21 protein-coding genes and 1 tRNA gene are annotated in these 22,051 nt (G+C 65.7%); 10 read left to right on the top strand and 12 right to left on the bottom strand.

The features are described 5' to 3' along the window. Nucleotides 1–53 precede the first annotated feature (53 nt). From proB to rplU, 4 genes are all read right to left on the bottom strand, one after another. On the bottom strand, nt 54–1,172 hold the full coding sequence (gene proB, locus CFB43_RS02715) for a glutamate 5-kinase (RefSeq protein WP_039353092.1): 1,119 nt from the start codon (nt 1,170–1,172) through the stop codon (nt 54–56). 90 nt (nt 1,173–1,262) lie between these two features. After that, nucleotides 1,263–2,375: a GTPase ObgE gene (gene obgE, locus CFB43_RS02710; protein ID WP_089455548.1), complete on the bottom strand. Its 1,113-nt coding sequence runs from the start codon at nt 2,373–2,375 to the stop codon at nt 1,263–1,265. Nucleotides 2,376–2,563: 188 nt separating this feature from the next. Continuing rightward, nucleotides 2,564–2,827 (bottom strand): 50S ribosomal protein L27, encoded by a 264-nt coding sequence (gene rpmA, locus CFB43_RS02705; protein ID WP_006476999.1) that lies wholly within the window; start codon nt 2,825–2,827, stop codon nt 2,564–2,566. A 24-nt stretch (nt 2,828–2,851) separates the two neighbouring features. Then, entirely contained in the window at nt 2,852–3,163 is a 312-nt protein-coding gene (rplU, locus tag CFB43_RS02700) for a 50S ribosomal protein L21 (protein WP_006025184.1), read from the bottom strand. A 210-nt stretch (nt 3,164–3,373) separates the two neighbouring features. Here rplU and CFB43_RS02695 point away from each other — a divergent pair, with 210 nt between their 5' ends. The 9 genes from CFB43_RS02695 to CFB43_RS02655 all read left to right on the top strand — a co-directional run bounded on the left by CFB43_RS02695 (nt 3,374) and on the right by CFB43_RS02655 (nt 11,252). After that, nucleotides 3,374–4,369 carry a polyprenyl synthetase family protein gene (locus tag CFB43_RS02695; RefSeq protein ID WP_011544516.1) on the top strand — a complete coding sequence of 332 codons (996 nt, stop codon included), beginning with the start codon at nt 3,374–3,376 and terminating at the stop codon, nt 4,367–4,369. Between the two features lie 149 nt (nt 4,370–4,518). Then, nucleotides 4,519–4,595 (top strand) — tRNA-Pro (locus tag CFB43_RS02690). 140 nt (nt 4,596–4,735) lie between these two features. Next, nucleotides 4,736–6,028: an HlyC/CorC family transporter gene (locus CFB43_RS02685; protein ID WP_179254791.1), complete on the top strand. Its 1,293-nt coding sequence runs from the start codon at nt 4,736–4,738 to the stop codon at nt 6,026–6,028. Nucleotides 6,029–6,111: 83 nt separating this feature from the next. Then, nucleotides 6,112–7,386, top strand: coding sequence for a GspE/PulE family protein (locus CFB43_RS02680; protein WP_089494052.1), 1,275 nt, complete (start codon nt 6,112–6,114; stop codon nt 7,384–7,386). Then, complete coding sequence (locus tag CFB43_RS02675; RefSeq protein WP_089494051.1) at nt 7,383–8,594, top strand: type II secretion system F family protein; 1,212 nt, start codon at nt 7,383–7,385, stop codon at nt 8,592–8,594. The genes CFB43_RS02680 and CFB43_RS02675 overlap by 4 nt, the downstream gene beginning before the upstream one ends. Before the next feature lie 45 nt (nt 8,595–8,639). Further along, the gene (locus CFB43_RS02670; protein ID WP_089494050.1) at nt 8,640–9,551 is read left to right on the top strand and encodes a prepilin peptidase; all 912 of its coding nucleotides are present in this window, start codon (nt 8,640–8,642) and stop codon (nt 9,549–9,551) included. Nucleotide 9,552: 1 nt separating this feature from the next. Beyond that, nucleotides 9,553–10,161, top strand: a complete 609-nt coding sequence (coaE, locus tag CFB43_RS02665) for a dephospho-CoA kinase (protein ID WP_089494049.1) — start codon at nt 9,553–9,555, stop codon at nt 10,159–10,161. Between the two features lie 109 nt (nt 10,162–10,270). Next, entirely contained in the window at nt 10,271–11,026 is a 756-nt protein-coding gene (gene zapD, locus CFB43_RS02660; protein WP_039353119.1) for a cell division protein ZapD, read from the top strand. Nucleotides 11,027–11,051: 25 nt separating this feature from the next. Continuing rightward, entirely contained in the window at nt 11,052–11,252 is a 201-nt protein-coding gene (locus CFB43_RS02655; RefSeq protein ID WP_027788444.1) for a DNA gyrase inhibitor YacG, read from the top strand. 60 nt (nt 11,253–11,312) lie between these two features. Here CFB43_RS02655 and CFB43_RS02650 read toward each other — a convergent pair whose 3' ends face one another. The 4 genes from CFB43_RS02650 to secA form a co-directional block, all read right to left on the bottom strand. Further along, complete coding sequence (locus CFB43_RS02650; protein ID WP_089494048.1) at nt 11,313–11,756, bottom strand: NUDIX domain-containing protein; 444 nt, start codon at nt 11,754–11,756, stop codon at nt 11,313–11,315. Further along, nucleotides 11,753–12,622 carry an ATP-binding protein gene (locus tag CFB43_RS02645; protein ID WP_089439171.1) on the bottom strand — a complete coding sequence of 290 codons (870 nt, stop codon included), beginning with the start codon at nt 12,620–12,622 and terminating at the stop codon, nt 11,753–11,755. The genes CFB43_RS02650 and CFB43_RS02645 overlap by 4 nt, the downstream gene beginning before the upstream one ends. 19 nt (nt 12,623–12,641) lie before the next feature. Further along, nucleotides 12,642–13,883 carry a bifunctional glutamate N-acetyltransferase/amino-acid acetyltransferase ArgJ gene (gene argJ, locus CFB43_RS02640; protein WP_089495228.1) on the bottom strand — a complete coding sequence of 414 codons (1,242 nt, stop codon included), beginning with the start codon at nt 13,881–13,883 and terminating at the stop codon, nt 12,642–12,644. Between the two features lie 144 nt (nt 13,884–14,027). After that, complete coding sequence (secA, locus tag CFB43_RS02635) at nt 14,028–16,826, bottom strand: preprotein translocase subunit SecA (RefSeq protein WP_089494047.1); 2,799 nt, start codon at nt 16,824–16,826, stop codon at nt 14,028–14,030. 256 nt (nt 16,827–17,082) lie between these two features. Between secA and CFB43_RS02630 the strand changes: the two genes are divergently transcribed. Further along, a complete protein-coding gene (locus tag CFB43_RS02630; protein ID WP_043191463.1) occupies nt 17,083–17,559 on the top strand; it encodes a DUF721 domain-containing protein in 477 nt (158 codons plus the stop codon). 73 nt (nt 17,560–17,632) lie between these two features. On the opposite strand, the gene lpxC is transcribed toward CFB43_RS02630, so the two are convergent. From lpxC to ftsA, 4 genes are all read right to left on the bottom strand, one after another. After that, entirely contained in the window at nt 17,633–18,550 is a 918-nt protein-coding gene (gene lpxC / locus CFB43_RS02625; protein ID WP_011350845.1) for a UDP-3-O-acyl-N-acetylglucosamine deacetylase, read from the bottom strand. A 240-nt stretch (nt 18,551–18,790) separates the two neighbouring features. Beyond that, nucleotides 18,791–19,297, bottom strand: coding sequence for a peroxiredoxin (locus CFB43_RS02620; RefSeq protein ID WP_011350844.1), 507 nt, complete (start codon nt 19,295–19,297; stop codon nt 18,791–18,793). Nucleotides 19,298–19,485: 188 nt separating this feature from the next. Next, nucleotides 19,486–20,682 carry a cell division protein FtsZ gene (ftsZ, locus tag CFB43_RS02615; protein WP_011350843.1) on the bottom strand — a complete coding sequence of 399 codons (1,197 nt, stop codon included), beginning with the start codon at nt 20,680–20,682 and terminating at the stop codon, nt 19,486–19,488. 112 nt (nt 20,683–20,794) lie between these two features. Beyond that, complete coding sequence (gene ftsA / locus CFB43_RS02605; protein ID WP_006487138.1) at nt 20,795–22,027, bottom strand: cell division protein FtsA; 1,233 nt, start codon at nt 22,025–22,027, stop codon at nt 20,795–20,797. Between the last annotated feature and the right edge of the window lie 24 nt (nt 22,028–22,051).

Below are 22,051 nucleotides of genomic sequence, written 5' to 3'. Positions count from 1 at the left end.
AAGCCCGCATCACGCGGGCTTTTTCGTTTGACGGCCGGAACCGGCACGAATGGTCACACGAGCACCAGGTTGTCGCGATGGATCAATTCGGGCTCCAGCATGTAGCCGAGCACGGATTCGATCTCGCCGCTCGGCTTGCGGTGAATCAGTTTCGTCTCCGCGCTGCTGTAGTTCGTGAGCCCACGCGCCACTTCGCGCCCGTCGGGGCCGACACACGCGATGACTTCGCCGCGCGCGAACGCGCCCTGCACGTCGATCACGCCGATCGGCAGCAGGCTCTTGCCGCCGGCCGTCAGCTTCTCGACCGCGCCTGCGTCGATCACGACATGGCCGCGCACCTGAAGATGGTCGGCCATCCACTGCTTGCGCGCCGCCATCCGCGCGGTACGTGCGATCAGTTGCGTGCCGATCGCCTCACCGGCCGCCAGACGCACGAGCACGTCGGCCTCCCGGCCGCTCGCGATCACGGTGTTCGCGCCGCTGTGCGCCGCGCGCTTCGCCGCGAGGATCTTCGTCAGCATCCCGCCACGACCGAGGCTGGAGCCGGCGCCGCCGGCCATCGCCTCGAGTTCCGGCGCGCCTGCATTGGCTTCCGCAACGAGCGTCGCGTTCGGATCCTTGCGCGGATCGGCCGTGAACAGCCCCGACTGGTCGGTCAGAATGATCAGCGCATCGCCTTCGATCAGGTTTGCAACGAGCGCGCCGAGCGTATCGTTGTCGCCGAACTTGATTTCGTCGGTGACGACCGTGTCGTTCTCGTTGATGATCGGCACGACGCCAAGCCGCAACAGCGTCAGCATCGTCGAACGCGCATTCAGGTAACGCTCGCGGTCCGCCAGGTCGGCATGCGTCAGCAGGATCTGCGCGGTGCGGATGTCGTGCTCGGTGAAGCGGCTTTCATAGACCTGCGCGAGCCCCATCTGGCCGACTGCGGCGGCAGCCTGCAACTCGTCGATTTCCCGCGGTCGCTTGCTCCAGCCGAGCCGCTGCATCCCTTCGGCGATCGCGCCCGAACTGACGAGCACGACTTCCTTGCCCTGCGCGCGCAGTGCGGCGATCTGGGCCGCCCAACGGCCGATTGCCGCATGATCGAGCCCCTTGCCGTCGTTGGTCACGAGGCTGGAGCCCACCTTCACCACCAATCGCTTCGAATCCGCGATGATCGAACGCATCCTGCACTGTCTCCTGTATCTGCTGCCTTTCCGACCGGGCGCGATTGAACGTCGGCGCCGGGCGGCACGCCCGGCGCGTTCCGGAATCGCTCAGGCGTCGTCGCCCGGCGCTGCATCGCCCTTGGCAGGCGGCGCATCGCGGAAACGCACGTCTGCCGCGAGATCTTCCGCCTCCGCGGCGCGATGCGCGTCCGAATGTTCGGAGAGGTAGTCGTAAATCGCGTAGCACAGCGCTTCACACCCCTGGCCCGTCAGTGCCGAGATCTCGAACACGGGACCGTCCCACTCGAAGCGCTCGAGGAAATCCGCGACCCGCGCCTTGCGCTCGTCTTCCGGCACCATGTCGAGCTTGTTGAGCACGAGCCAGCGCGGCTTCTCGTAGAGCGCCTCGTCGTACTTGCGCAGCTCGCCGACGATCGCCGTCGCTTCCGCCACCGGATCGACGCTTTCGTCGAACGGCGCGAGATCGACCAGATGCAGCAGCACGCCGGTGCGCTGCAGGTGGCGCAGGAACTGATGGCCGAGGCCCGCGCCTTCAGCGGCGCCCTCGATCAACCCCGGGATGTCGGCGATCACGAAGCTCTTGCTCGGACCGACGCGCACCACGCCGAGATTCGGCGCAAGCGTCGTGAACGGATAGTCGGCAATCTTCGGCCGCGCGTTCGACACCGACGAGATGAACGTCGACTTGCCTGCGTTCGGCATGCCAAGCAGGCCGACATCGGCGAGCACCTTCAGCTCGAGCTTCAGCATGCGACGCTCGCCGGGCTTGCCGTCCGTCTTCTGGCGCGGCGCGCGGTTCGTGCTCGACTTGAAATGCAGGTTGCCGAGCCCGCCGGCGCCGCCCTGTGCAAGCATGACCTGCTGGTCGTGCTCGGTCAGGTCGGCGATCAGCTCGCCGGTATCCATGTCGCTGATCATCGTGCCGACCGGCATGCGCAGCGTGACATCGTCGCCGCCCTTGCCGTAGCAATCCGATCCGCGCCCGTTTTCGCCGTTGCGCGCCAGGTGCTTCTTCGCGTAACGGTAGTCGATCAGCGTGTTGATGTTGCGGTCGGCGATCGCGTATACGCTACCGCCCCGGCCGCCGTCGCCGCCGTCCGGCCCGCCGAACGGGACGAATTTCTCGCGGCGCATCGACGCACTGCCATCGCCTCCGTCTCCGGCGATGACTTCGATTCGTGCTTCGTCAATGAACTTCATTCGTCACTCCGCCCAGTATTTCCGCTATTGTGCCGCGCGCCGGCGCGCTTGAACAATCTGCCGTTCGGCCGATCGTACGCCGGTTGCGCGATGGCCGCCCGAACGCACACGCGCCCGGCGGCCAAATAAAAAAAGGCCCCGCGAAGACTGCGGGGCCTTTCGGCTACGAAGCCCGTGGGTGCCTGAACTTAGGCAGCCGCCGGGACAACGATGACCAGATGCTTCTTGTCCGCGCCCTTCGTCGCGAACTTGACGTGACCGTCGACCAGCGCGAACAGGGTGTGATCCTTGCCCATGCCGACGTTCTCGCCTGCGTGCATGCGCGTACCGCGCTGACGCACGATGATGCCGCCGGCATTGATTGCCTGGCCGCCGTACACTTTCACGCCGAGACGTTTCGACTCGGAGTCGCGGCCGTTCCGGGAAGAGCCGCCTGCCTTTTTGTGTGCCATCTGATTGCTCCTTTACCGAGGCGCTTACGCGTTGATCGCGTCGATGCGCAGCTCAGTGTAGTTCTGGCGGTGGCCGCCGTGCTTTTGGTAGTGCTTCCGGCGACGCATCTTGAAGATGGTGACCTTGGCATGACGACCGTGCGACACAACGGTGGCCTTGACGGAAGCCCCACTGACCAGCGGCGTACCGAACTTAATCGATTCGCCTTCGCCCACTGCGAGAACCTGGTCGAGCGTGATTTCAGCGTCAATGTCAGCCGGTATCTGTTCTACTTTGAGTTTTTCGCCAACGGCAACCTTGTACTGCTTGCCGCCGGTTTTTATGACCGCGTACATTGAGAACCTCACTCTGGATCCAATTTTTCCGCACACCACGCGCGGAAAACACGTGATTATACATGGGCTTAGCGCCCAAGTCAAAGCCGATCGCCGATTGCCGCGCGCGGGCCTCTACCGGACGGCCAAAATCGCGCCGCTGGTACGTCTGACAGACCGGCATATCGCGGATTCGACTTATAATCCGCGGCATCACCCAATTCCATCATCATGTCGTCGTCCACCGCCTCCCCCACCCTCAGCGCCGCCCATCTGCTCGCTCCGATCACCAGTGACATGGAGCAGGTGAATCGCGTTATCCGGCAAAGCCTCGCGTCCGATGTGCTGCTGATCAACCAGATCGCCGAGTACATCATCGGCGCGGGCGGCAAGCGGCTGCGGCCGGCATTGCTGCTGCTCGTCGCCGGCGCGCTCGGCGAGACGTCGCACCAGCGGCACGTGCTGGCCGCCGTCGTCGAGTTCATCCACACGGCCACGCTGCTGCATGACGACGTCGTCGACGAATCCGAGCTGCGCCGCGGCCGCCAGACCGCCAATGCGCTGTTCGGCAACGCGGCGAGCGTGCTGGTAGGCGACTACCTCTATTCGCGCTCGTTCGAGATGATGGTCGGCGTCGGCAAGATGCGCGTGATGGAGATCCTGTCGGAAGCGACGACGATCATTTCCGAAGGCGAGGTGCTGCAGCTCCTCAACATGCACGACGCGGACGTCGACGAAACGCGCTACATGCAGGTGATCCGTTACAAGACGGCCAAGCTGTTCGAGGCCTCGGCACGTCTGGGCGCGGTACTCGCGGGCGCCGATGCGCCGACCGAGGCGGCCGCCGCCGAATACGGCCGCCGGATCGGCACTGCATTCCAGATCATGGACGACTGGCTCGACTACGCGGGCACCGCCGAGGCAATGGGCAAGAATGCCGGCGACGACCTTCGCGAAGGCAAGCCGACGCTGCCGCTCATCTATCTGATCGAACGCGGCACGCCCGAACAGTCGGCGCTGGCACGCGAAGCGATCGAACAGGGCGGCACCGATCGCTTCGACACGATCTTCGAAGCAATCACGCGCTCGGGCGCACTGGATCACACGCTCGAATGCGCACGCCAGGAGGCGCAGGCGGCAGCCGCGGCGATTGCCGCGTTCCCGGACTCGATCTATAAGGAAAGCCTGCTCGGGCTGTGCTCATACTCGACGTCGCGGCAATCGTAAACACGCCGCGAACGCGACGCGATGCCTTGTCTCGAAAATTTTCTTCATCAAAGTATTCCCTTTTAGAAAAAACATCGTTATAGTTACGTTCTTGCTTGTGACGACGCGGCGATTCTTAACGAAGACGGCGAAGTCCAAAGAGCAAAAATCGGGGTGTAGCTTAGCCTGGTAGAGCGCTACGTTCGGGACGTAGAGGCCGGAGGTTCGAATCCTCTCACCCCGACCAGATTTTAAAAAACCGTGCACTTCGTGCACGGTTTTTTTTTACCCGGCCGCCGCTAGCTCCTCGTGTCGCGCACGACACATCGCGGTCGCCGGCCTCTGCTATATTTCTCCCATCCCAGTCCTTCACTGCCCTTCCAACGCGTGGACCAAATTCCCTTATGGGCGCAAATCGGCGCCGTCTTCCTGCTTCTCCTCTGTTCCAGCTTCTTTTCGATTTCCGAAACCGCGATGATGGCGCTCAACCGTCATCGGCTGAAGCATCTCGCCAGCCAGGGCGCACTCGGCGCGAAAACCACGCAAGGCCTGCTCACGCGCACTGACCTGCTGCTCAGCGTGATCCTGATCGGCAACAACCTGTTCAACACGATCATCCCGGTCCTGACGACGTCGCTCGCGCTGCATACGTTCGGCCGCAACAACCTCGCGCTGTCGATCGCGACCGGCATCGTCGCGTTCCTGATCATCGTGTTCGCCGAAATCGCGCCGAAGATCGTCGGCGCGACGTTCCCCGAACGCATCGCGCTGCCCGCGAGCCTCGTGATCGCGCCGCTGATGCGCGTGTTCAAGCCCGTCGTCTGGTTCGTCAACGCCCTCGCGAACGGCGTGCTGTGGGTGCTGCGCATCAACACGAAGAAGGGTCGCGACCAGCGAATGTCGGCCGACGAGCTGCGGGCCATCGTGCTCGAGTCGAGCAGTTTCATGCCGACCAAGCACCGCAGCATCCTGCTCAACCTGTTCGATCTCGAGAACATCACGGTCGACGACGTGATGGTGCCGCGCCGCCAGATCGAGTCGCTCAATTTCTACGCGCCGCTCGACGACGTCCTGCACCAGCTCGAAACCTGCTATCACAACCGGCTCGTCGTCTACGAAGGCGACATCGACAAGGTGCTCGGCGTGTTGCACGTCCGCAAGACGCTGACCGCGCTGCACAACCAGGAATTCGACCGCGAGACGCTGCGCGCGCTGCTCGCCGAGCCGTACTACGTGCCGTCCGGCACACCGGTGGTCCAGCAGCTCCAGTTTTTCCAGGAAACCCGCCAGCGGACCGCGCTCGTCGTCAACGAGTACGGCGAACTCGAAGGGCTCGTCACGCCCGAAGACATCATCGAGGAGCTGATCGGCGAATTCACGACGTCGATGCCGCGCAGCGAGCGCAAGGGCGGCTGGGACGAGAACGGCGAATGCATCGTCTCGGCGAGCATGCCGCTGCGCGAACTGAATCGCTGGTTGCATCTGAAGCTGCCGACCGACGGGCCGAAGACGCTGAACGGCCTGGTGCTCGAAATCCTCGAGGAAATTCCGGAAGACGACGTGTGCCTGAAAATCGGCGACGTGATGCTCGAGGTGATGCGCAGCGACGATCAGGCCGTGCGCACCGTCAAGCTCTTCAAGCCGCGCAGCTCGCGCACCGCACGCGCCACGTCGCGCTAGCCGAACGGCTGACTGCCGGCGCCGCCCGCGACGCGCGACCATCTGCTGGTCACGGTCAACAGGCGGCCAGCGAGCCGGCTCACATGCATTTCCCTCCTCCCGGGGCGCCGCTGCGCACGCAGCCGCCCGCCCACTCCGATGCGTCGCCTGCTGCCGCACCGCGCGCGCTCGACGCGGCCCAGCTCGACGATGCGCCGGCCGTGCGGCTGCTGACGGACACGCTTCACGCGGCGCGCGTACGCGATGCATCCGACATCCACGTCGAACCATTCGAAGCCAGCTGGCGCATCCGCCTGCGCATCGACGGCGTGCTGCACGAACATGCACGGCCGCCCCTTCATCTGCGCGACGCGCTCGTCACACGGATCAAGGTGCTCGCGCGCATGGACATCGCCGAGCGGCGGCTCCCGCAGGACGGCAGGCTGCGCATCGTGATCGACGGCGGTACACGCGGCGACTACCGGGTCAGCTCGCTGCCCACGTTGTTCGGTGAAAAGCTGGTGCTGCGGCGGCTCGAAACCATGCCGACCGACCTCACACTCGCCCGCCTCGGCTTCGACGCGCAGCAGGCGGCCGCGATGGAGGCCGCGATACGCGCCCCGCATGGCCTCGTACTCGTCACGGGTCCGACCGGCAGCGGCAAGACGCTGTCGCTCTACTGCGCGCTGCAGATGCTCGATCGCGACGCGCACAACGTCTGCACGGTCGAGGATCCCGCCGAGATCCAGCTCGACGGCATCAGCCAGGTCGGTGTCGCCGAAAAGGCCGGGCTCACGTTCGCGACGGCGCTACGCGCACTGCTGCGGCAGGATCCGGACATCATCATGGTCGGCGAGATTCGCGATGCGGAGACGGCCGACGTCGCGATCAAGGCCGCGCAGACCGGCCATCTCGTGCTGTCGACGCTGCACACGAACGACGCACCGGCCGCCGTCGCGCGACTGCTCGACATCGGTGTCGCGCCGTACAACCTCGCGGCCGCGCTGCACCTCGTCACCGCGCAACGCCTCGTCCGGAGGCTGTGCACCGCCTGCCGCGTGCACTCGGACGCACCGGCGCCCGTCCTGCGCGAAGCCGGCTGCGACCCGGCCGCCCTCGCAACCGGATGGCGGCCGTTCGTTGCGCGAGGCTGTCCGGCCTGTCACGGCATCGGCTATCGCGGCCGCGTCGGCCTGCATCAGACGATGCCGGTGTCGTCCGGGCTGGCGGAACGCATCGTCGCACGGGCGAGTGTTGGCGAGCTCGCGCAATGCGTGGCGGCCGAAGGCGTGCGCAGTCTGCGCGACGCGGCGCTTGCGCGCGTCCGTGACGGCACGACGAGCATCGCGGAAGCCCTCGCCGCGACATCTGCCGCATGAGCATGCACACGCCGCCGCGCGAAACCCGCTTCGCGTGGCGCGGCCGCCGTCGCGACGGCACATCGCGCCGCGGGACCGTCATTGCATTCGACGCCGCGGGCGCACGTGCCGCGCTCGCACGCGACGGCATCGCCGTACTGTCGCTCGATGTCCGCGGGGCGGCCCGGCCGCCCATGGCCAGCGCGCGGGACGTCACGCGCTTCACGCGCCAGCTCGCGAGCCTGCTGCAGGCCGGGTTGCCGCTCGCGCCGTCGCTCGAGATGCTCGCGCGTACGCGGCCACACGACGGCCTGCCGCGCATCGCAGCCGGGCTCGCTCGCGAGATCGTCGGCGGCCGGCGCTTCGCCGATGCACTCGCACGCTATCCCTCCCAGTTCGGCACGCTGTATCGCCAGCTGATCGAGGTCGGCGAAGCGTCCGGCTCGCTCGGCATCGTGCTGACGCGGGTCGCGGAACACCGCGAGCGCGCCGACGCGCAGTGGCGCAAGCTGCGGGCCGCGCTCGCGTACCCGGCGGCCGTCATCCTGTTCGGGCTCGCGATCTCGGCCGCGTTGATGGTGTGGGTGGTACCGACGTTCCGCCAGATTTTCGACGGGTTCGGCGCCGCACTGCCGGCGCCAACCCGCGCGCTGCTCGCGCTGTCCTCCGCACTGTCGGCATGGGGCGGTGGGCTCCTTGCCATTGCCGCGGCAGCCGGGCTGGCCGCGCATCACGCGCTGCGGCGCTCGGCACCGCTGCGCCACGCTGTCGCGCGGCAACTATTGCACGCGCCGCTCGCGGGTAGCGCGCTCAGCCGGTACGCGGCCGCACGCTGGTGCCGCTCGCTGGCGACGCTGCTCGGCGCCGGTGTGCCGCTCGCCGACGCCTTCGCCACGCTCGAGCGCACTGCCGGCCATCCGGTGTTCGAGCACGCCACTGCGCACATCGCAGCCCGCGTGCTGCGCGGCGCACGCCTCGCGGACGCCATGCAGTCGGCCGGATGCTTTCCGGACGACGTCGTGCAGCCGATCGCCGTCGCCGAGGAGACGGGTGCGCTCGACGTGATGCTCGCCGACATCGCGGCGCTGTGCGAACGCCAGCTCGACGCGCGTCTCGATGCACTCGCCGCGCTCGGCGAACCGCTGATCGTGATCGTACTGGGCGCACTCGTCGGCGGCCTCGTGATCGCGATGTACCTGCCCATCCTTCAGCTCGGCAACGTGGTGTAGCATCGCAACCGATTCTGTCGCCTTTTAGTCCGAACCTTGAGCCTCATGACGCCAGCGCCCCTGTACTCCGTTACCGATTCGCCCGAGAGCACGCTGCTCGCGCTGGCGATGCTGCCGCCCGCGCTGCAGTATGCGTTCGCGATCGTCGTCGGCCTGTGCGTCGGGAGCTTCCTGAACGTGGTCGTCCACCGGCTGCCCGTGATGATGCAGCGTGCGTGGCAGGCCGAGATCGATGAAGCGACCGGCAACGCGAGCGCCCCGCCCGACGACGGCTACCCGCCGCGCTACGATTTGTGGCGCCCGCGCAGCGCCTGCCCGCATTGCGGCCACGTGCTGCGCGCATGGGAAAACATCCCGCTCGTCAGCTTTCTGATGCTGCGCGGGCGCTGCCGGCGCTGCGGCCACGGGATCGGCATCGTATATCCGCTCGTCGAGCTCGCGTGCGCGCTGCTCGCCGCCGGCTCACTCGCGGTATTCGGCCCGACCGTCGCCGCGCTTGCCGCGTTCGCGCTGTGCGCCGCACTGCTCGCGATGAGCGCGATCGATATCCGGACGGGCTACCTCCCCGACTCGATGACGCTACCGCTCCTCTGGGCCGGGCTCGTGCTGAACCTCGGCGGCACGTTCACGTCGCTGCGCTCGGCGGTGATCGGGGCCATGGCCGGCTACCTGTTCCTGTGGGCAATCTACTGGCTGTTCAAATGGCTGCGCGGCATCGAGGGCATCGGTTTTGGCGACCTGAAGCTGCTCGCCGCGCTCGGCGCATGGATGGGCTGGGCCGCATTGCCGCAGGTCGTGCTGTTCGCCGCGGTGACGGGCGCGATCGTCGGGCTCATCGCGACCTGGCGCGGCCGCATGCGCTTCGAGGAGCCGATTCCGTTCGGCCCGTTCCTCGCGGCAGGCGGCGCCGCGACGCTGTTTTTCGGCACCCCGTTCTATTCGGCGCTCGGAGGCTGACATGTTCGCCATTGGACTCACCGGCGGCATCGGCAGCGGCAAGACGACCGTCGCCGACCTGTTCGGCGCCCGCGGCGCGTCACTGGTCGATACCGATCTGATTGCCCATCGCATCACCGCACCGGGCGGTCTCGCGATGCCGGCGATCGAACAGGCATTCGGCCGGGCCTTCGTTGCCGCCGACGGCTCGCTCGACCGTGCGAAGATGCGCGCACTGATCTTCAGCGACGACGCCGCGCTCCGGCGCCTTGAAGCGATCACGCATCCGCTGATCCGCGCGGAAACCGATCGCGAAGCCCGCGAAGCGCAGGGCCCGTACGTGATGTTCGTGGTGCCGCTGCTCGTCGAGTCAGGCAACTGGAAGGCGCGCAGCGACCGCGTGCTCGTCGTCGATTGCCCGGTCGACACGCAGATCGCACGCGTGATGCGGCGCAACGGCTTCACGCGCGAGCAGGTCGAAGCGATCATCGCGAAACAGGCCACGCGCGAAGCCCGTCTCGCGGCGGCCGACGACGTGATCGTCAACGACGCGACGACACCCGATACGCTCGCCGCACAGGTCGATGCACTGCACCAACGCTATCTCGGGTTTGCGGCCGCCGCGCGCTGAACCTCGTGCCCAATCGTGATGGTGTACGAAATTGGCGCGTTGCTAGGGTAGAGAGTGAGCATTAGAATGTCCTGCATTGTTTCAATCCCTACCCAAGAGGCGAGCGCGCTTGATTCTTTACGAGTATCCGTTCAACGAGCGAATTCGCACGCTGTTGCGCCTCGAAGATCTCTTCGAGCGCTTCGCGTTCTTTTTGGCTCAGGAGGACCCGCGTGAACACCACGTCGCGCTGACGACGCTGTTCGAAATCGCCGAGGTAACGGGCCGCGCGGACCTGAAATCGGATCTGATGAAGGAGCTCGAACGTCAGCGCCAGACGCTCGCCCCCTTTCGCGGCAATCCGGGCATCGAGCAGAACGCGCTCGAAGCCGTGCTCGGCGAAATCGAGCAGACGCTCGCGAACCTCGCGCAGATGCAGGGCAAGACCGGGCAGCACCTCGTCGACAACGAGTGGCTCGCCAGCATCCGCAGCCGTGCGGTGATTCCCGGCGGCACGTGCAAGTTCGACCTGCCGTCGTACTACGCATGGCAGCAGTGGCCCGCCGAGCAGCGGCGCCAGGACATCGCGAAGTGGATCCTGCCGATGCTGCCGCTGCGCGACGCGGTGACGATCGTGCTGCGGCTCGCGCGCGAATCGGGCCAGGCGTCGAAGGTCATGGCGATGCAGGGCAGCTACCAGCAGATGCTGTCCGGCCGCACCTACCAGCTGATGCAGGTGCGCGTGCCGCCGGAGTTGCGCGTCATTCCCGAAGCGAGCGCGAACAAATACATGCTGTGGGTACGGTTCACCATGCAGGACGGCGATGTGCGTCCGCGCGCGGTGGATATCGACGTGCCGTTCCATCTGACATTGTGCAATCTGTAACGGCCGCGGGCCGGATCGCTTTCGTATGACTACCGTTGTGAAATGCCCGTCGTGCGGCGCCGAAGTGCGCTGGACGCCCGAAAATCAGTTCCGCCCGTTCTGCTCGGCCCGCTGCAAGCAGCTCGACCTCGGCGCATGGGCCGCGGAAAAGTACCGGATCGGTGGATCCTCCGACGAGGGCCCCTCGTCGGAAGAAGACGGCACGGACGGCCGCCGCGACAGCTGAGCGGCGCACAGCACCGCCTGCTAGTGATATGGCCCGCCTTTCCGGCAGGCCATCATGGCGTCAGTTCGACGCGGCTTCCTTCTCGAGCAGTTCGAGCACCGGCAGCGCGGCCGGCAACAGCGGCGCGACGGCGACCGGCAGTTGCTGCCACACGAACGCCTGCCCTTCCTTGCTGTGCGGCTCGCCCGTCCAGCTCGTCACCTTGCAGAAATACAGCCGCACGTACGCATGCGGATAATCGTGCTCGAGCGTGTGCCAGCGGTGGCTGGCCGTGACTTCGATGCCGAGCTCCTCGTGCAGTTCGCGCGCAAGCGCGTCCTCGACGCTTTCACCGGCCTCCAGCTTGCCGCCCGGAAACTCCCAGTAGCCTTCATACGGCTTACCTTGCAGCCGCTGCGCGAGCAGGTAGCTTCCGTCCGGCTGCACCATCACGCCGACCGCGACTTCCGTCACCTTGCGGCCATCGGGCGCGCGCACCGCGCCTTGTGCGAGATCCGCGCTCATGCCTGCTCCTTGCGGCCCGACCAGTCACGCGCAAACTGCCACGCGACGCGTCCCGACCGCGAACCGCGCTCGAGCGCCCACACGAGCGCATCGCCGCGTGCGGATTCGATTTCCGCATCCGGGCAGCCGAAATGACGCAGCCAGTGCCCGACGATGTCGAGGTAGTCGTCCTGCTTGAACGGATAGAAGCTGACCCACAGGCCGAAACGCTCCGACAGCGAGATCTTTTCCTCGACGACTTCGCCGGGGTGAATCTCGCCATCCGGAAGATGCTTGTACGACTCGTTGTCGCTCATGTACTCGGGCAGCAGATGGCGGCGGTTCGACGTCGCGTAGATCAGCACGTTGTCCGACTGCGCGGCGATCGAGCCGTCGAGCGCGACCTTCAGCGCCTTGTAGCCCGACTCGCCCTCCTCGAACGACAGGTCGTCGCAAAACACGATGAATCGCTCGGGACGCTGCGAGATCAGGTCGACGATGTCGCCGAGATCGTGCAGGTCGTCCTTGTCGACTTCGATCAGGCGCAGGCCGTCGTTCGCATACGCGTTCAGGCACGCCTTGATCAGCGACGATTTGCCGGTACCGCGCGCGCCGGTCAGCAGCACGTTGTTGGCCGGCTTCTGCTGCACGAACTGCCGCGTGTTCTGTTCGATCAGCCCTTTCTGGCGATCGATGTTGTGCAGGTCACCGAGCGTGATCGACGACACGGCCGGCACCGGCTGCAGATAGCCGCGCCCCTGGCGCTTGCGCCAGCGGAACGCATGCGCGGCATTCCAGTCGACCGCGGCCGGCGCGGGCGGCAGCATCCCCTCGAGACGGCCGAGCAGCGCTTCGGCGCGCGTCAGAAACTGTTCAAGCTTGTCCATGTCGTTCGAACGCTCCCGATCAGGAGCGGTAATCCGCGTTGATGCTCACGTAGTCATGCGACAGGTCGCACGTCCAGATGGTGGCCTGCGCGTCGCCGCGGCCGAGCAGCACGCGAATCGTGATTTCGCTCTGCTTCATCACGCGCTGGCCGTCTTCTTCCTGGTAAGCCGGGTTGCGGCCGCCCGCCTTCGCGACGAGCACGTCGTCGAGATAGAGGTCGATCTTGTCGACGTCCAGATCCGCGACACCTGCGTAGCCGATCGCCGCGAGAATCCGGCCGAGGTTGGGGTCGGATGCATAGAACGCCGTCTTCACGAGCGGCGAATGGCCGATCGCATAAGCGATCTGGCGGCATTCCGCGACGTTCTTGCCGCCTTCGACGTGCACCGTCATGAATTTCGTCGCGCCTTCGCCATCGCGCACGATCAATTGCGACAGCACCTGCGCAACTTCCGTCACCGCATCGCGCAGCGCCGCGTAGGCCGGCGAATCGGTCGACGTGATCGCCGGCAGCGTGCTCTTGCCCGACGCGATCAGGATGAACGAGTCGTTCGTCGACGTGTCGCCGTCGATCGTGATGCAGTTGAACGAGCGATCCGCGACTTCCTTTACGAGCGTGTCGAGCACCGGCTGCGCGACGTTCGCGTCGAACGCGAGGAAGCCGAGCATCGTCGCCATGTTCGGCTTGATCATGCCCGCGCCCTTGCTGATGCCCGTCAACGTGACCGTATGGCCGTCGATCGTCACCTGGCGCGACGTGGCCTTCGGCAGCGTGTCCGTCGTCATGATCGCCTGCGCGGCGTCGAACCAGTTCGCGGCCTTGCGGTTCGCGAGCGCGGCCGGCAGGCCGGCCTTCAGGCGATCGATCGGCAGCGGCTCGAGGATCACGCCGGTCGAGAACGGCAGCACCTGCGCCGGCTCGATGCCCGCGAGGCGCGCGAGTTCCGTGCAGGTTTCGCGTGCGTTCACGAGGCCCGGCTCGCCGGTGCCCGCGTTCGCATTGCCCGTATTCACCACGAGCGCGCGAATGCCCGCGCCGCCCGCGCGCACCTTCGCCAGATGCTCGCGGCAGACGGTGACCGGCGCTGCGCAGAAACGGTTTTCGGTGAACACGCCCGCGACCGTCGCGCCTTCGTCGACGGAGATGACCAGCACGTCCTTGCGATTCGGCTTGCGGATGTTCGCTTCCGCCCAGCCGAGCGTGACGCCGGCGACGGGATGCAGTTGGGCGGGATCGATCGACGGAAAATTGACAGCCATGGGGCACACCTGCCGGATGGAAAATGCCGGCATGCGCCGGCATCGATTGGAAGAACCAGCGGCCGCACGCGCGGGCCGCCGCAACTCACATCACTCACGCGAAGCTGCGAATGACGCGGCACGCGCGATGCGCGCCGCCGTCGATCATGACAGCTTCCCGTGACATTGCTTGTACTTCTTGCCGCTGCCGCACGGGCACGGGTCGTTGCGGCCGACCCTCGGCATTTCGCCGCCGGGGCCGCTGTGCGTCATCGCGCTACCGACCATGTCGGCTGTCGCCGTGGCCGCCACGGCAGCCGCGACGTTGGCCACCGGCGCACCGGCTTCCGCGTAATCGGCGTGCTGGTACTCGACGTTCTCGAGATGACCGCCACGCTCTTCGATCTGCTCGGCGGCCTGCTCGAGCTGTTCCGGCGACTGGATCTGCACGTTCATCACGACGCGCGTGACTTCCTGCTTGATCGCTTCGAGCATCGCGGCGAACAGTTCGAACGCTTCGCGCTTGTATTCCTGCTTCGGATTCTTCTGCGCATAGCCGCGCAGATGGATGCCCTGGCGCAGGTGGTCGAGCGCCGCGAGATGCTCGCGCCACAGGCGGTCGACCGTCTGCAGCATCACCGAGCGCTCGAACGCACTGAACGATTCGCGGCCGACCATCGCGACCTTCGCCTCGTACTGCTCGTCGGCGGCCGTCATCACCGCGTCGAGGATCTCCTCGGCCGTGATCGACGAGGACTCGTTCACCATTTCCTGGATCGCGAGGTCGAGCTGCCAGTCGTTGCGCAGCGCTTCCTCGAGCTCGGGCACGTCCCACTGCTCTTCGATGCTGCCTTCCGGCACGAACTGGCGGACGACTTCGGTAACGACGCCGTGACGCATCGCGGTGATCGTCTCGGTGATGTCGTGCGCTTCGAGCAACTCGTTACGCTGCTGGTAGATCACCTTGCGCTGGTCGTTCGACACGTCGTCGTATTCGAGCAGCTGCTTGCGGATGTCGAAGTTGCGCGCTTCGACCTTGCGCTGCGCGGACTCGATCGAGCGCGTGACGATGCCCGCCTCGATCGCCTCGCCTTCCGGCATCTTCAGGCGGTCCATGATCGAACGCACGCGGTCGCCCGCGAAGATGCGCAGCAGCGGATCGTCGAGCGACAGGTAGAAGCGCGACGAGCCCGGATCGCCCTGGCGGCCCGCACGGCCGCGCAACTGGTTGTCGATCCGGCGCGATTCGTGGCGCTCGGTGCCGATGATGTGCAGGCCGCCCGCGGCCTTCACCTGCTCGTGCAGCGTTTCCCATTCGTCGTGCAGCTGCTGGATGCGGCGCGCCTTCTCGTCGGCCGGGATCGCTTCGTCGGCCTCGATGAATGCGGCCTGCTTCTCGGCATTGCCGCCGAGCACGATGTCGGTACCGCGGCCGGCCATGTTGGTTGCGATCGTGACGCGCTTCGGGCGGCCGGCTTCCGCGACGATCGCCGCTTCGCGCTCGTGCTGCTTCGCGTTCAGCACCTCGTGCGGCAACCCCGCCTGCTTCAGCAGGTGCGACAGCAGCTCCGAGTTCTCGATCGACGTCGTGCCGACCAGCACCGGCTGACCGCGTTCGTAGCATTCGCGGATGTCGCGGATCACCGCGTCATAGCGCTCCTTGGCCGTCTTGTAGATCTGGTCCTGCTTGTCGATCCGCTTCGGCGGACGGTTGGTCGGGATCACGACCGTCTCGAGGCCGTAGATCTCGTTGAATTCGTACGCTTCGGTGTCGGCGGTACCGGTCATGCCGGCCAGCTTCGCGTACATCCGGAAGTAGTTCTGGAACGTGATCGACGCGAGCGTCTGGTTCTCGCTCTGGATCTTCACGTGCTCCTTCGCCTCGACCGCCTGGTGCAGGCCGTCGGACCAGCGGCGGCCGGCCATCAGGCGGCCCGTGAATTCGTCGACGATGACCACTTCGCCGTTCTGCACGACGTAGTGCTGATCCTTGTGGAACAGCGTGTGCGCGCGCAGCGCCGCGTACACGTGGTGCATCAGCGTGATGTTCTGCGGTGCGTACAGGCTCTCGCCCTCGCCGATCAGGCCCCATTCTGCGAGCAGGCGCTCGGCCTTCTCGTGGCCCGATTCCGTCAGGAACACCTGGCGCGCCTTCTCGTCGAGCGTGTAGTCGCCCGGCTTCTCGACGCCCGTGCCGTCGGCCTTCTCTTCGCCGATCTGGCGCTCGAGCAGCGGCGGCAGTGCGTTCATCCGCACGTACAGCTCGGTGTGATCCTCGGCCTGGCCCGAAATGATCAGCGGCGTACGCGCCTCGTCGATCAGGATCGAGTCCACTTCGTCGACGACCGCGAAATTCAGGGCCCGCTGCACGCGCGCGTCGGTCTCGTAGACCATGTTGTCGCGCAGGTAGTCGAAGCCGAATTCGTTGTTCGTGCCGTACGTGATGTCCGCCGCGTAGGCCTGCTGCTTCTGGTCGTGCTCCATGCCGGACAGGTTGATGCCGACCGACAGACCGAGGAAGTTGTAGAGGCGCGCCATCCATTCGGCGTCGCGCTGTGCGAGGTAATCGTTGACGGTCACCACGTGCACGCCGCGGCCTGCCAGCGCGTTCAGGTACACGGGCAGCGTCGCGACGAGCGTCTTGCCCTCGCCGGTGCGCATTTCCGCGATCTTGCCGTAGTGGAGCACCATGCCGCCGATCATCTGCACGTCGAAGTGCCGCATCTTCAGCACGCGACGGCTGGCCTCGCGGCAGACCGCGAAGGCCTCGGGCAGCAGCTTGTCGAGCGACTCGCCGGCCGCGACCCGCTGGCGGAATTCGTCCGTCTTGCCGCGCAACTGGTCGTCCGTCAGCTTCTCGATCTGCGTTTCGAGCGCATTGATCGTCGTGACGGTCTTTTGGTATTGCTTGACGAGCCGCTGGTTGCGGCTGCCAAAAATTTTCTGGAGAAAACCGGTTGTCATCGGATCGGATCCTGCGTCGCAGCACCGGCGCCCGGCGCGTGTTGCGCGCCCCGGCGCCCGAGCCTCGGCGGCTTAGCGAATTAGTGGACTCAAACGATGAATTTTAGCACGCGGGGAAGCGTGCGCCCGTGTCTCGGCCGGACGGACACTGCGCGCAGACCGCCGGGCCGTCGGGGCGAAAGCCGCCCGTGCACGGGCCCGCACGGGTACAATCGGCGTCAACGTCCGCGCGCGTGCGCGCCCGAAGAATGTCTCGATGAACCGATTTTCCAAGCGTTTCGGCCCGCTCGCCCCGTATCGCCCGCAACCCGTGTCCGAAGTGCTCGGCCGCACCGACGCGTTCGCGGCGCTGCGCGCCGGCGTCGAACAGATCGCATCGCTGCAGCGCGATCTTGCCGCGCTCCTGCCCGACTATCTGGCGAACCATATCGAGCCCGGCTTCGTGAAGGATGGCACCCTGACCCTCTTTGCTGCGCACAACGCGTTGGCCGCTCGTCTGCGACAGGTCGAACCGCGGTTGCTCGGCGATCTGCAAAAACGCGGCTGGCCGGTCTCGACGCTACGCGTACGCGTACGCCCGAAGGATGCGCCGGAGCCGCCCCACGTGAAGCAGGCGCGGATGACGTCGGTCGGCGCGGCCGCGTTGCGCGACCTGGCAGATCATCTCGAACCGTCACCGCTGCAGGACGCGCTCGCGCGGATGGCGGCCCGGCATGGCGCTAAACCACGCTGACGGCACGCCCCGCAGCCGGCCAATAAAAAAGCAGCCCGAAGGCTGCTTTTTTATTGCTTGCGTCGAACGCAGATCAGGCGAAGGCCGTCTGCATGTCGAACGCGAAGCCTTTCGGTGCGGCTTGCGGATCGTCGAACGTGACGATCTCGTACGCATCTTCGTTCGCGAGCAGTTCGCGGAGCAGCGCGTTGTTCAGCCCGTGGCCCGACTTGTACGCCGTATACGACGCCAGCAGCGGATGGCCGATCACGTACAGGTCGCCGATCGCGTCGAGCATCTTGTGCTTCACGAACTCGTCGTCGTAGCGCAACCCGTCGTTGTTCAGGATGCGGTACTCGTCGAGCACGATCGCGTTTTCCATGCTGCCGCCACGGGCGAGACCCATCTCGCGCAGCATCTCGGCTTCATGTGCGAAGCCGAACGTGCGTGCACGCGCAATCTCGCGCACGTACGACGTATTCGCGAAATCGACCTCGAGCTCCTGGCCGGTCTTGTCGACGGCCGGGTGACGGAAGTCGATCGAGAATTTCAGCTTGAAACCGAAGTACGGATCGAGACGCGCGAACTTGTCGCCATCACGGATTTCGACCGTCTTCTTCACCTTGACGAAGCGCTTCGGCGCGTTCTGCTCCTCGATCCCGGCGGACTGGATCAGGAACACGAAGGTCGCCGCGCTGCCGTCCATGATCGGGATTTCCTCGGCTGTCACGTCGACATAGAGGTTGTCGATACCGAGGCCGGCACATGCCGACATCAGGTGCTCGACGGTCGACACGCGCACGCCATCCTTCTGCAACACCGACGCGAGCCGCGTATCGCCGATCGACGTCGCCGCGGCGGGAATGTCGACGGGCGTGGGAAGGTCGACGCGCGAGAAGACGATGCCCGTGCCGGGTGCGGCAGGACGGAGCGTCAGCTCGATCTTGCGGCCCGAGTGGACACCGATACCCACGGTCTTCACGATGGATTTGATGGTGCGCTGCTTCAGCATGATGTTCTTCGTCGTGATTGAAGATATCAATCAGGAGTTATATTCGATAGGGGAGATTATAGCGTAATTCCCTATTCAGCGTCGTTTGAAACTGCGTATCAATCTGTTTCGACTGTTTACCCGCGCCGATACGGGACGGGCCGATGCCCGGAACGGAGGCGTTTCCGGTCATCAGCCCGTGTTACAACTGCCCTGAGGCCGGTGAGCAGCGTTGCCGGAAGGCAACGGCGCACCGCACGATCAGGACGTCAACGTCGCGAGAACACTCGCCGCATCGCTCACTTCGAATTTGCCCGGCGCCTCGACGGCCAGCGTCTTGACCACACCGCCGTCAATCACCATCGCGTAGCGCAGGGAACGAATTCCCATGCCACGCGCGGACAGATCCTGCGTCAGCCCCAGCGCATGAGTGAAAGCCGCGCTACCGTCCGCCATCATGCGCACCTTGCCCGCGGTGTGCAGATCACGTCCCCATGCGCCCATCACGAATGCGTCGTTGACGGACACGCACCAGATCTCGTCGATGCCCGCCGCGCGCAATTGCTCGGCGTGTTCGACATAGCCCGGCACATGCTGCGCCGAGCAGGTCGGCGTGAAAGCGCCCGGCAATCCGAAGATCACCACCCGCTTTCCCGCAACCTGGTCGCGCACGCTGTAGGCATTCGGCCCCAGCGTGCACCCTTCGCGCGCGTCGTCGATGTACTCGAACAATTGCGCGTCGGGCAGCGCGTCGCCCACTTGAATCATGGCTGGTCCCTCATAGCGATACGGTTTTTCAGCGTGTCGCGGACAGCACGGTCCATCCCGCCCCGCTCGAGCGGAGAGGGCACGTTTCCCGGCCCGGCGTCGCAGCCGACGCGGCCTGTCGTGGTCCGTAGCATCCGTCACGCCGGCGATACCGCGGCAGATTCGCCGCGGCTTCGCCTGTGTTTGCGTCAGTCAGCCTGCTTGCGCAGGAAAGCCGGGATGTCGTACGTGTCGACACCCTTCTCCTGCAGCGCCTGCACGTGCGATGCCGCGGTTTCGCGCGAATTGCGCCACACCGCCGGCGTGTCGAGCGCGCCGTAGTCTGCCGTGCTGACGTGATGCGTCGGCGCATAACCGTGCGATACCGCGCTGACCGGCTGGTTGTCCGTACCCGTGCGCAGCAGCGTCATCGGTGCCGATTGCTGCTTCTTCGCCGCACGGCCCAGACCCGTTGCCACGACCGTCACGCGCAGCGCATCGCCCATTGCGTCGTCGTACACCGCACCGAAGATCACCGTCGCATCTTCCGCCGCGTAGCTCTTGATCGTGTTCATCACTTCGCGCGTTTCCGACAGACGCAGCGAACGGCTCGACGTGATGTTGACCAGTACGCCGCGCGCGCCCGACAGATCGACGCCTTCGAGCAGCGGGCTCGCCACGGCCTGTTCCGCCGCGAGGCGTGCGCGATCGACGCCGGCGACCGTCGCCGTGCCCATCATCGCCTTGCCCTGCTCACCCATCACCGTCTTCACGTCTTCGAAGTCGACGTTCACGAGGCCATCGACATTGATGATTTCAGCGATGCCTGCGACCGCGTTGTTCAACACGTCGTCCGCGCACTGGAAGCACTTGTCCATCTCGGCGTCGTCGCCCATCACGTCGAACAGCTTGTCGTTCAGCACGACGATCAGCGAGTCGACGTGATCCTCCAGTTGCTGCGAACCGGCTTCAGCGACGCGCATGCGCTTGCCGCCTTCGAATTCGAACGGCTTGCTGACGACACCCACCGTCAGGATGCCCATCTCCTTCGCGATCTGCGCGACCACCGGTGCCGCGCCCGTGCCCGTGCCGCCACCCATGCCGGCCGTGATGAACACCATGTGCGCGCCGCGCAGTGCGTCGGCGATGCGCTCACGCGCTTCTTCCGCTGCCGCACGGCCCATTTCCGGCTTCGCACCGGCGCCCAGGCCCGTGTTGCCGAGCTGGATCACCGACGACGCGCGCGAACGCGACAGCGCCTGCGCATCCGTGTTCATCACGATGAAGTCGACGCCCTGCACGCCGCGGTTGATCATGTGCTGGACGGCATTGCCGCCAGCGCCGCCAACGCCGACCACCTTGATGATGGTGCCGTTGGTCTCGGTTTCCAGCATTTCGAATTCCATTGTTGCCTCCGTCAAGAGAATGACTGCTACTCGGCCGTTATTCGGCAGGAGATCGGGCAACCCCCTGTCGCGCGCCAGCCGCCGGCACCAGCGCGAATTTCGATTCGGTATGTCAGAAGTTGCTCAGGAACCATTCCTTCATCCGCGAGAACACCTGTCCCGCGTTGCCGGACTGCACGGCGACCTTGCGGCCGCGCATGCGCTGGGCACTGCCTTCGACGAGCAGCCCCATCGCCGTCGAGTAGCGCGGATTGCGCACGACGTCGGAAAGGCCGCCTGCATACTCCGGCGCGCCGATGCGCACCGGTTTCAGGAAAATGTCTTCGCCGAGCTCGACCATGCCGGGCATCATCGACGCACCGCCGGTAATGACCACGCCGGAGCTCAGGAGTTCTTCGTAACCGGATTCGCGCACGACCTGCTGCACGAGCGAGAACAGCTCCTCGACGCGCGGCTCGATCACGGCTGCCAGCGCCTGGCGCGACAGCGTGCGCGGGCCGCGTTCGCCGAGGCCCGGCACTTCGACCATTTCGTCCGGATCGGCCAGCGCCTGCTTCGCGATCCCGTAGCCGACCTTGATGTCTTCCGCATCCGGCGTCGGCGTGCGCAGCGCCATCGCGATGTCGCTCGTGATCTGGTCGCCGGCGATCGGAATCACCGCGGTGTGGCGGATCGCACCTTCGGCGAAGATCGCGATGTCCGTCGTGCCGCCGCCGATGTCGACCAGCACCACGCCGAGATCCTTCTCGTCTTCCGTCAGCACGGCCAGCGACGAGGCGAGCGGCTGCAGGATCAGGTCGTTCACTTCGAGCCCGCAGCGGCGCACGCACTTGACGATGTTCTGCGCGGCACTCACCGCGCCCGTCACGATATGCACCTTCACTTCCAGCCGGATGCCGCTCATGCCGATCGGCTCGCGCACGTCTTCCTGGCCGTCGATGATGAATTCCTGCGTGAGGATGTGCAGCACCTGCTGGTCGGTCGGGATGTTGATCGCCTTCGCGGTCTCGATCACGCGCGCGACGTCGGTCTGCGTGACTTCCTTGTCCTTGATCGCGACCATCCCGCTCGAGTTGAAGCTGCGGATGTGGCTGCCCGCGATCCCCGTGAACACGTTGGTGATCTTGCAGTCGGCCATCAGCTCGGCTTCCTCGAGCGCGCGCTGGATCGACTGCACGGTGGCCTCGATGTTGACCACCACACCTTTCTTCAGACCCTTCGACTCGCTCTGGCCGAGGCCGATCACCTCGTAGTGGCCTTCGCCCTTCAGCTCGGCGACGATGGCCACCACCTTCGACGTGCCGATGTCGAGGGAAACCAGCAGATCCTTGTAGTCTTTGCTCATAAAGTGCTCTTGCGTGTGATCTCT

Source organism: Burkholderia sp. AU15512, from assembly GCF_002223325.1.
Lineage (GTDB): Bacteria > Pseudomonadota > Gammaproteobacteria > Burkholderiales > Burkholderiaceae > Burkholderia.
This window is presented reverse-complemented; position numbering and strand designations above follow the sequence as displayed.

Bases quoted from the DNA above. Each gene is read 5' to 3' on its own strand.
- rpmA (WP_006476999.1), bottom strand. From the start codon at position 2,827: ATGGCACACAAAAAGGCAGGCGGCTCTTCCCGGAACGGCCGCGACTCC.
- secA (WP_089494047.1), bottom strand. From the start codon at position 16,826: ATGACAACCGGTTTTCTCCAGAAAATTTTTGGCAGCCGCAACCAGCGG.
- lpxC (WP_011350845.1), bottom strand. From the start codon at position 18,550: ATGCTGAAGCAGCGCACCATCAAATCCATCGTGAAGACCGTGGGTATC.
- CFB43_RS02630 (WP_043191463.1), top strand. From the start codon at position 17,083: ATGAACCGATTTTCCAAGCGTTTCGGCCCGCTCGCCCCGTATCGCCCG.
- CFB43_RS02680 (WP_089494052.1), top strand. From the start codon at position 6,112: ATGCATTTCCCTCCTCCCGGGGCGCCGCTGCGCACGCAGCCGCCCGCC.
- ftsZ (WP_011350843.1), bottom strand. From the start codon at position 20,682: ATGGAATTCGAAATGCTGGAAACCGAGACCAACGGCACCATCATCAAG.
- CFB43_RS02695 (WP_011544516.1), top strand. From the start codon at position 3,374: ATGTCGTCGTCCACCGCCTCCCCCACCCTCAGCGCCGCCCATCTGCTC.
- coaE (WP_089494049.1), top strand. From the start codon at position 9,553: ATGTTCGCCATTGGACTCACCGGCGGCATCGGCAGCGGCAAGACGACC.
- obgE (WP_089455548.1), bottom strand. From the start codon at position 2,375: ATGAAGTTCATTGACGAAGCACGAATCGAAGTCATCGCCGGAGACGGA.
- argJ (WP_089495228.1), bottom strand. From the start codon at position 13,883: ATGGCTGTCAATTTTCCGTCGATCGATCCCGCCCAACTGCATCCCGTC.
- proB (WP_039353092.1), bottom strand. From the start codon at position 1,172: ATGCGTTCGATCATCGCGGATTCGAAGCGATTGGTGGTGAAGGTGGGC.
- CFB43_RS02670 (WP_089494050.1), top strand. From the start codon at position 8,640: ATGACGCCAGCGCCCCTGTACTCCGTTACCGATTCGCCCGAGAGCACG.
- CFB43_RS02675 (WP_089494051.1), top strand. From the start codon at position 7,383: ATGAGCATGCACACGCCGCCGCGCGAAACCCGCTTCGCGTGGCGCGGC.
- CFB43_RS02645 (WP_089439171.1), bottom strand. From the start codon at position 12,622: ATGGACAAGCTTGAACAGTTTCTGACGCGCGCCGAAGCGCTGCTCGGC.
- rplU (WP_006025184.1), bottom strand. From the start codon at position 3,163: ATGTACGCGGTCATAAAAACCGGCGGCAAGCAGTACAAGGTTGCCGTT.
- CFB43_RS02655 (WP_027788444.1), top strand. From the start codon at position 11,052: ATGACTACCGTTGTGAAATGCCCGTCGTGCGGCGCCGAAGTGCGCTGG.
- CFB43_RS02650 (WP_089494048.1), bottom strand. From the start codon at position 11,756: ATGAGCGCGGATCTCGCACAAGGCGCGGTGCGCGCGCCCGATGGCCGC.
- CFB43_RS02620 (WP_011350844.1), bottom strand. From the start codon at position 19,297: ATGATTCAAGTGGGCGACGCGCTGCCCGACGCGCAATTGTTCGAGTAC.
- ftsA (WP_006487138.1), bottom strand. From the start codon at position 22,027: ATGAGCAAAGACTACAAGGATCTGCTGGTTTCCCTCGACATCGGCACG.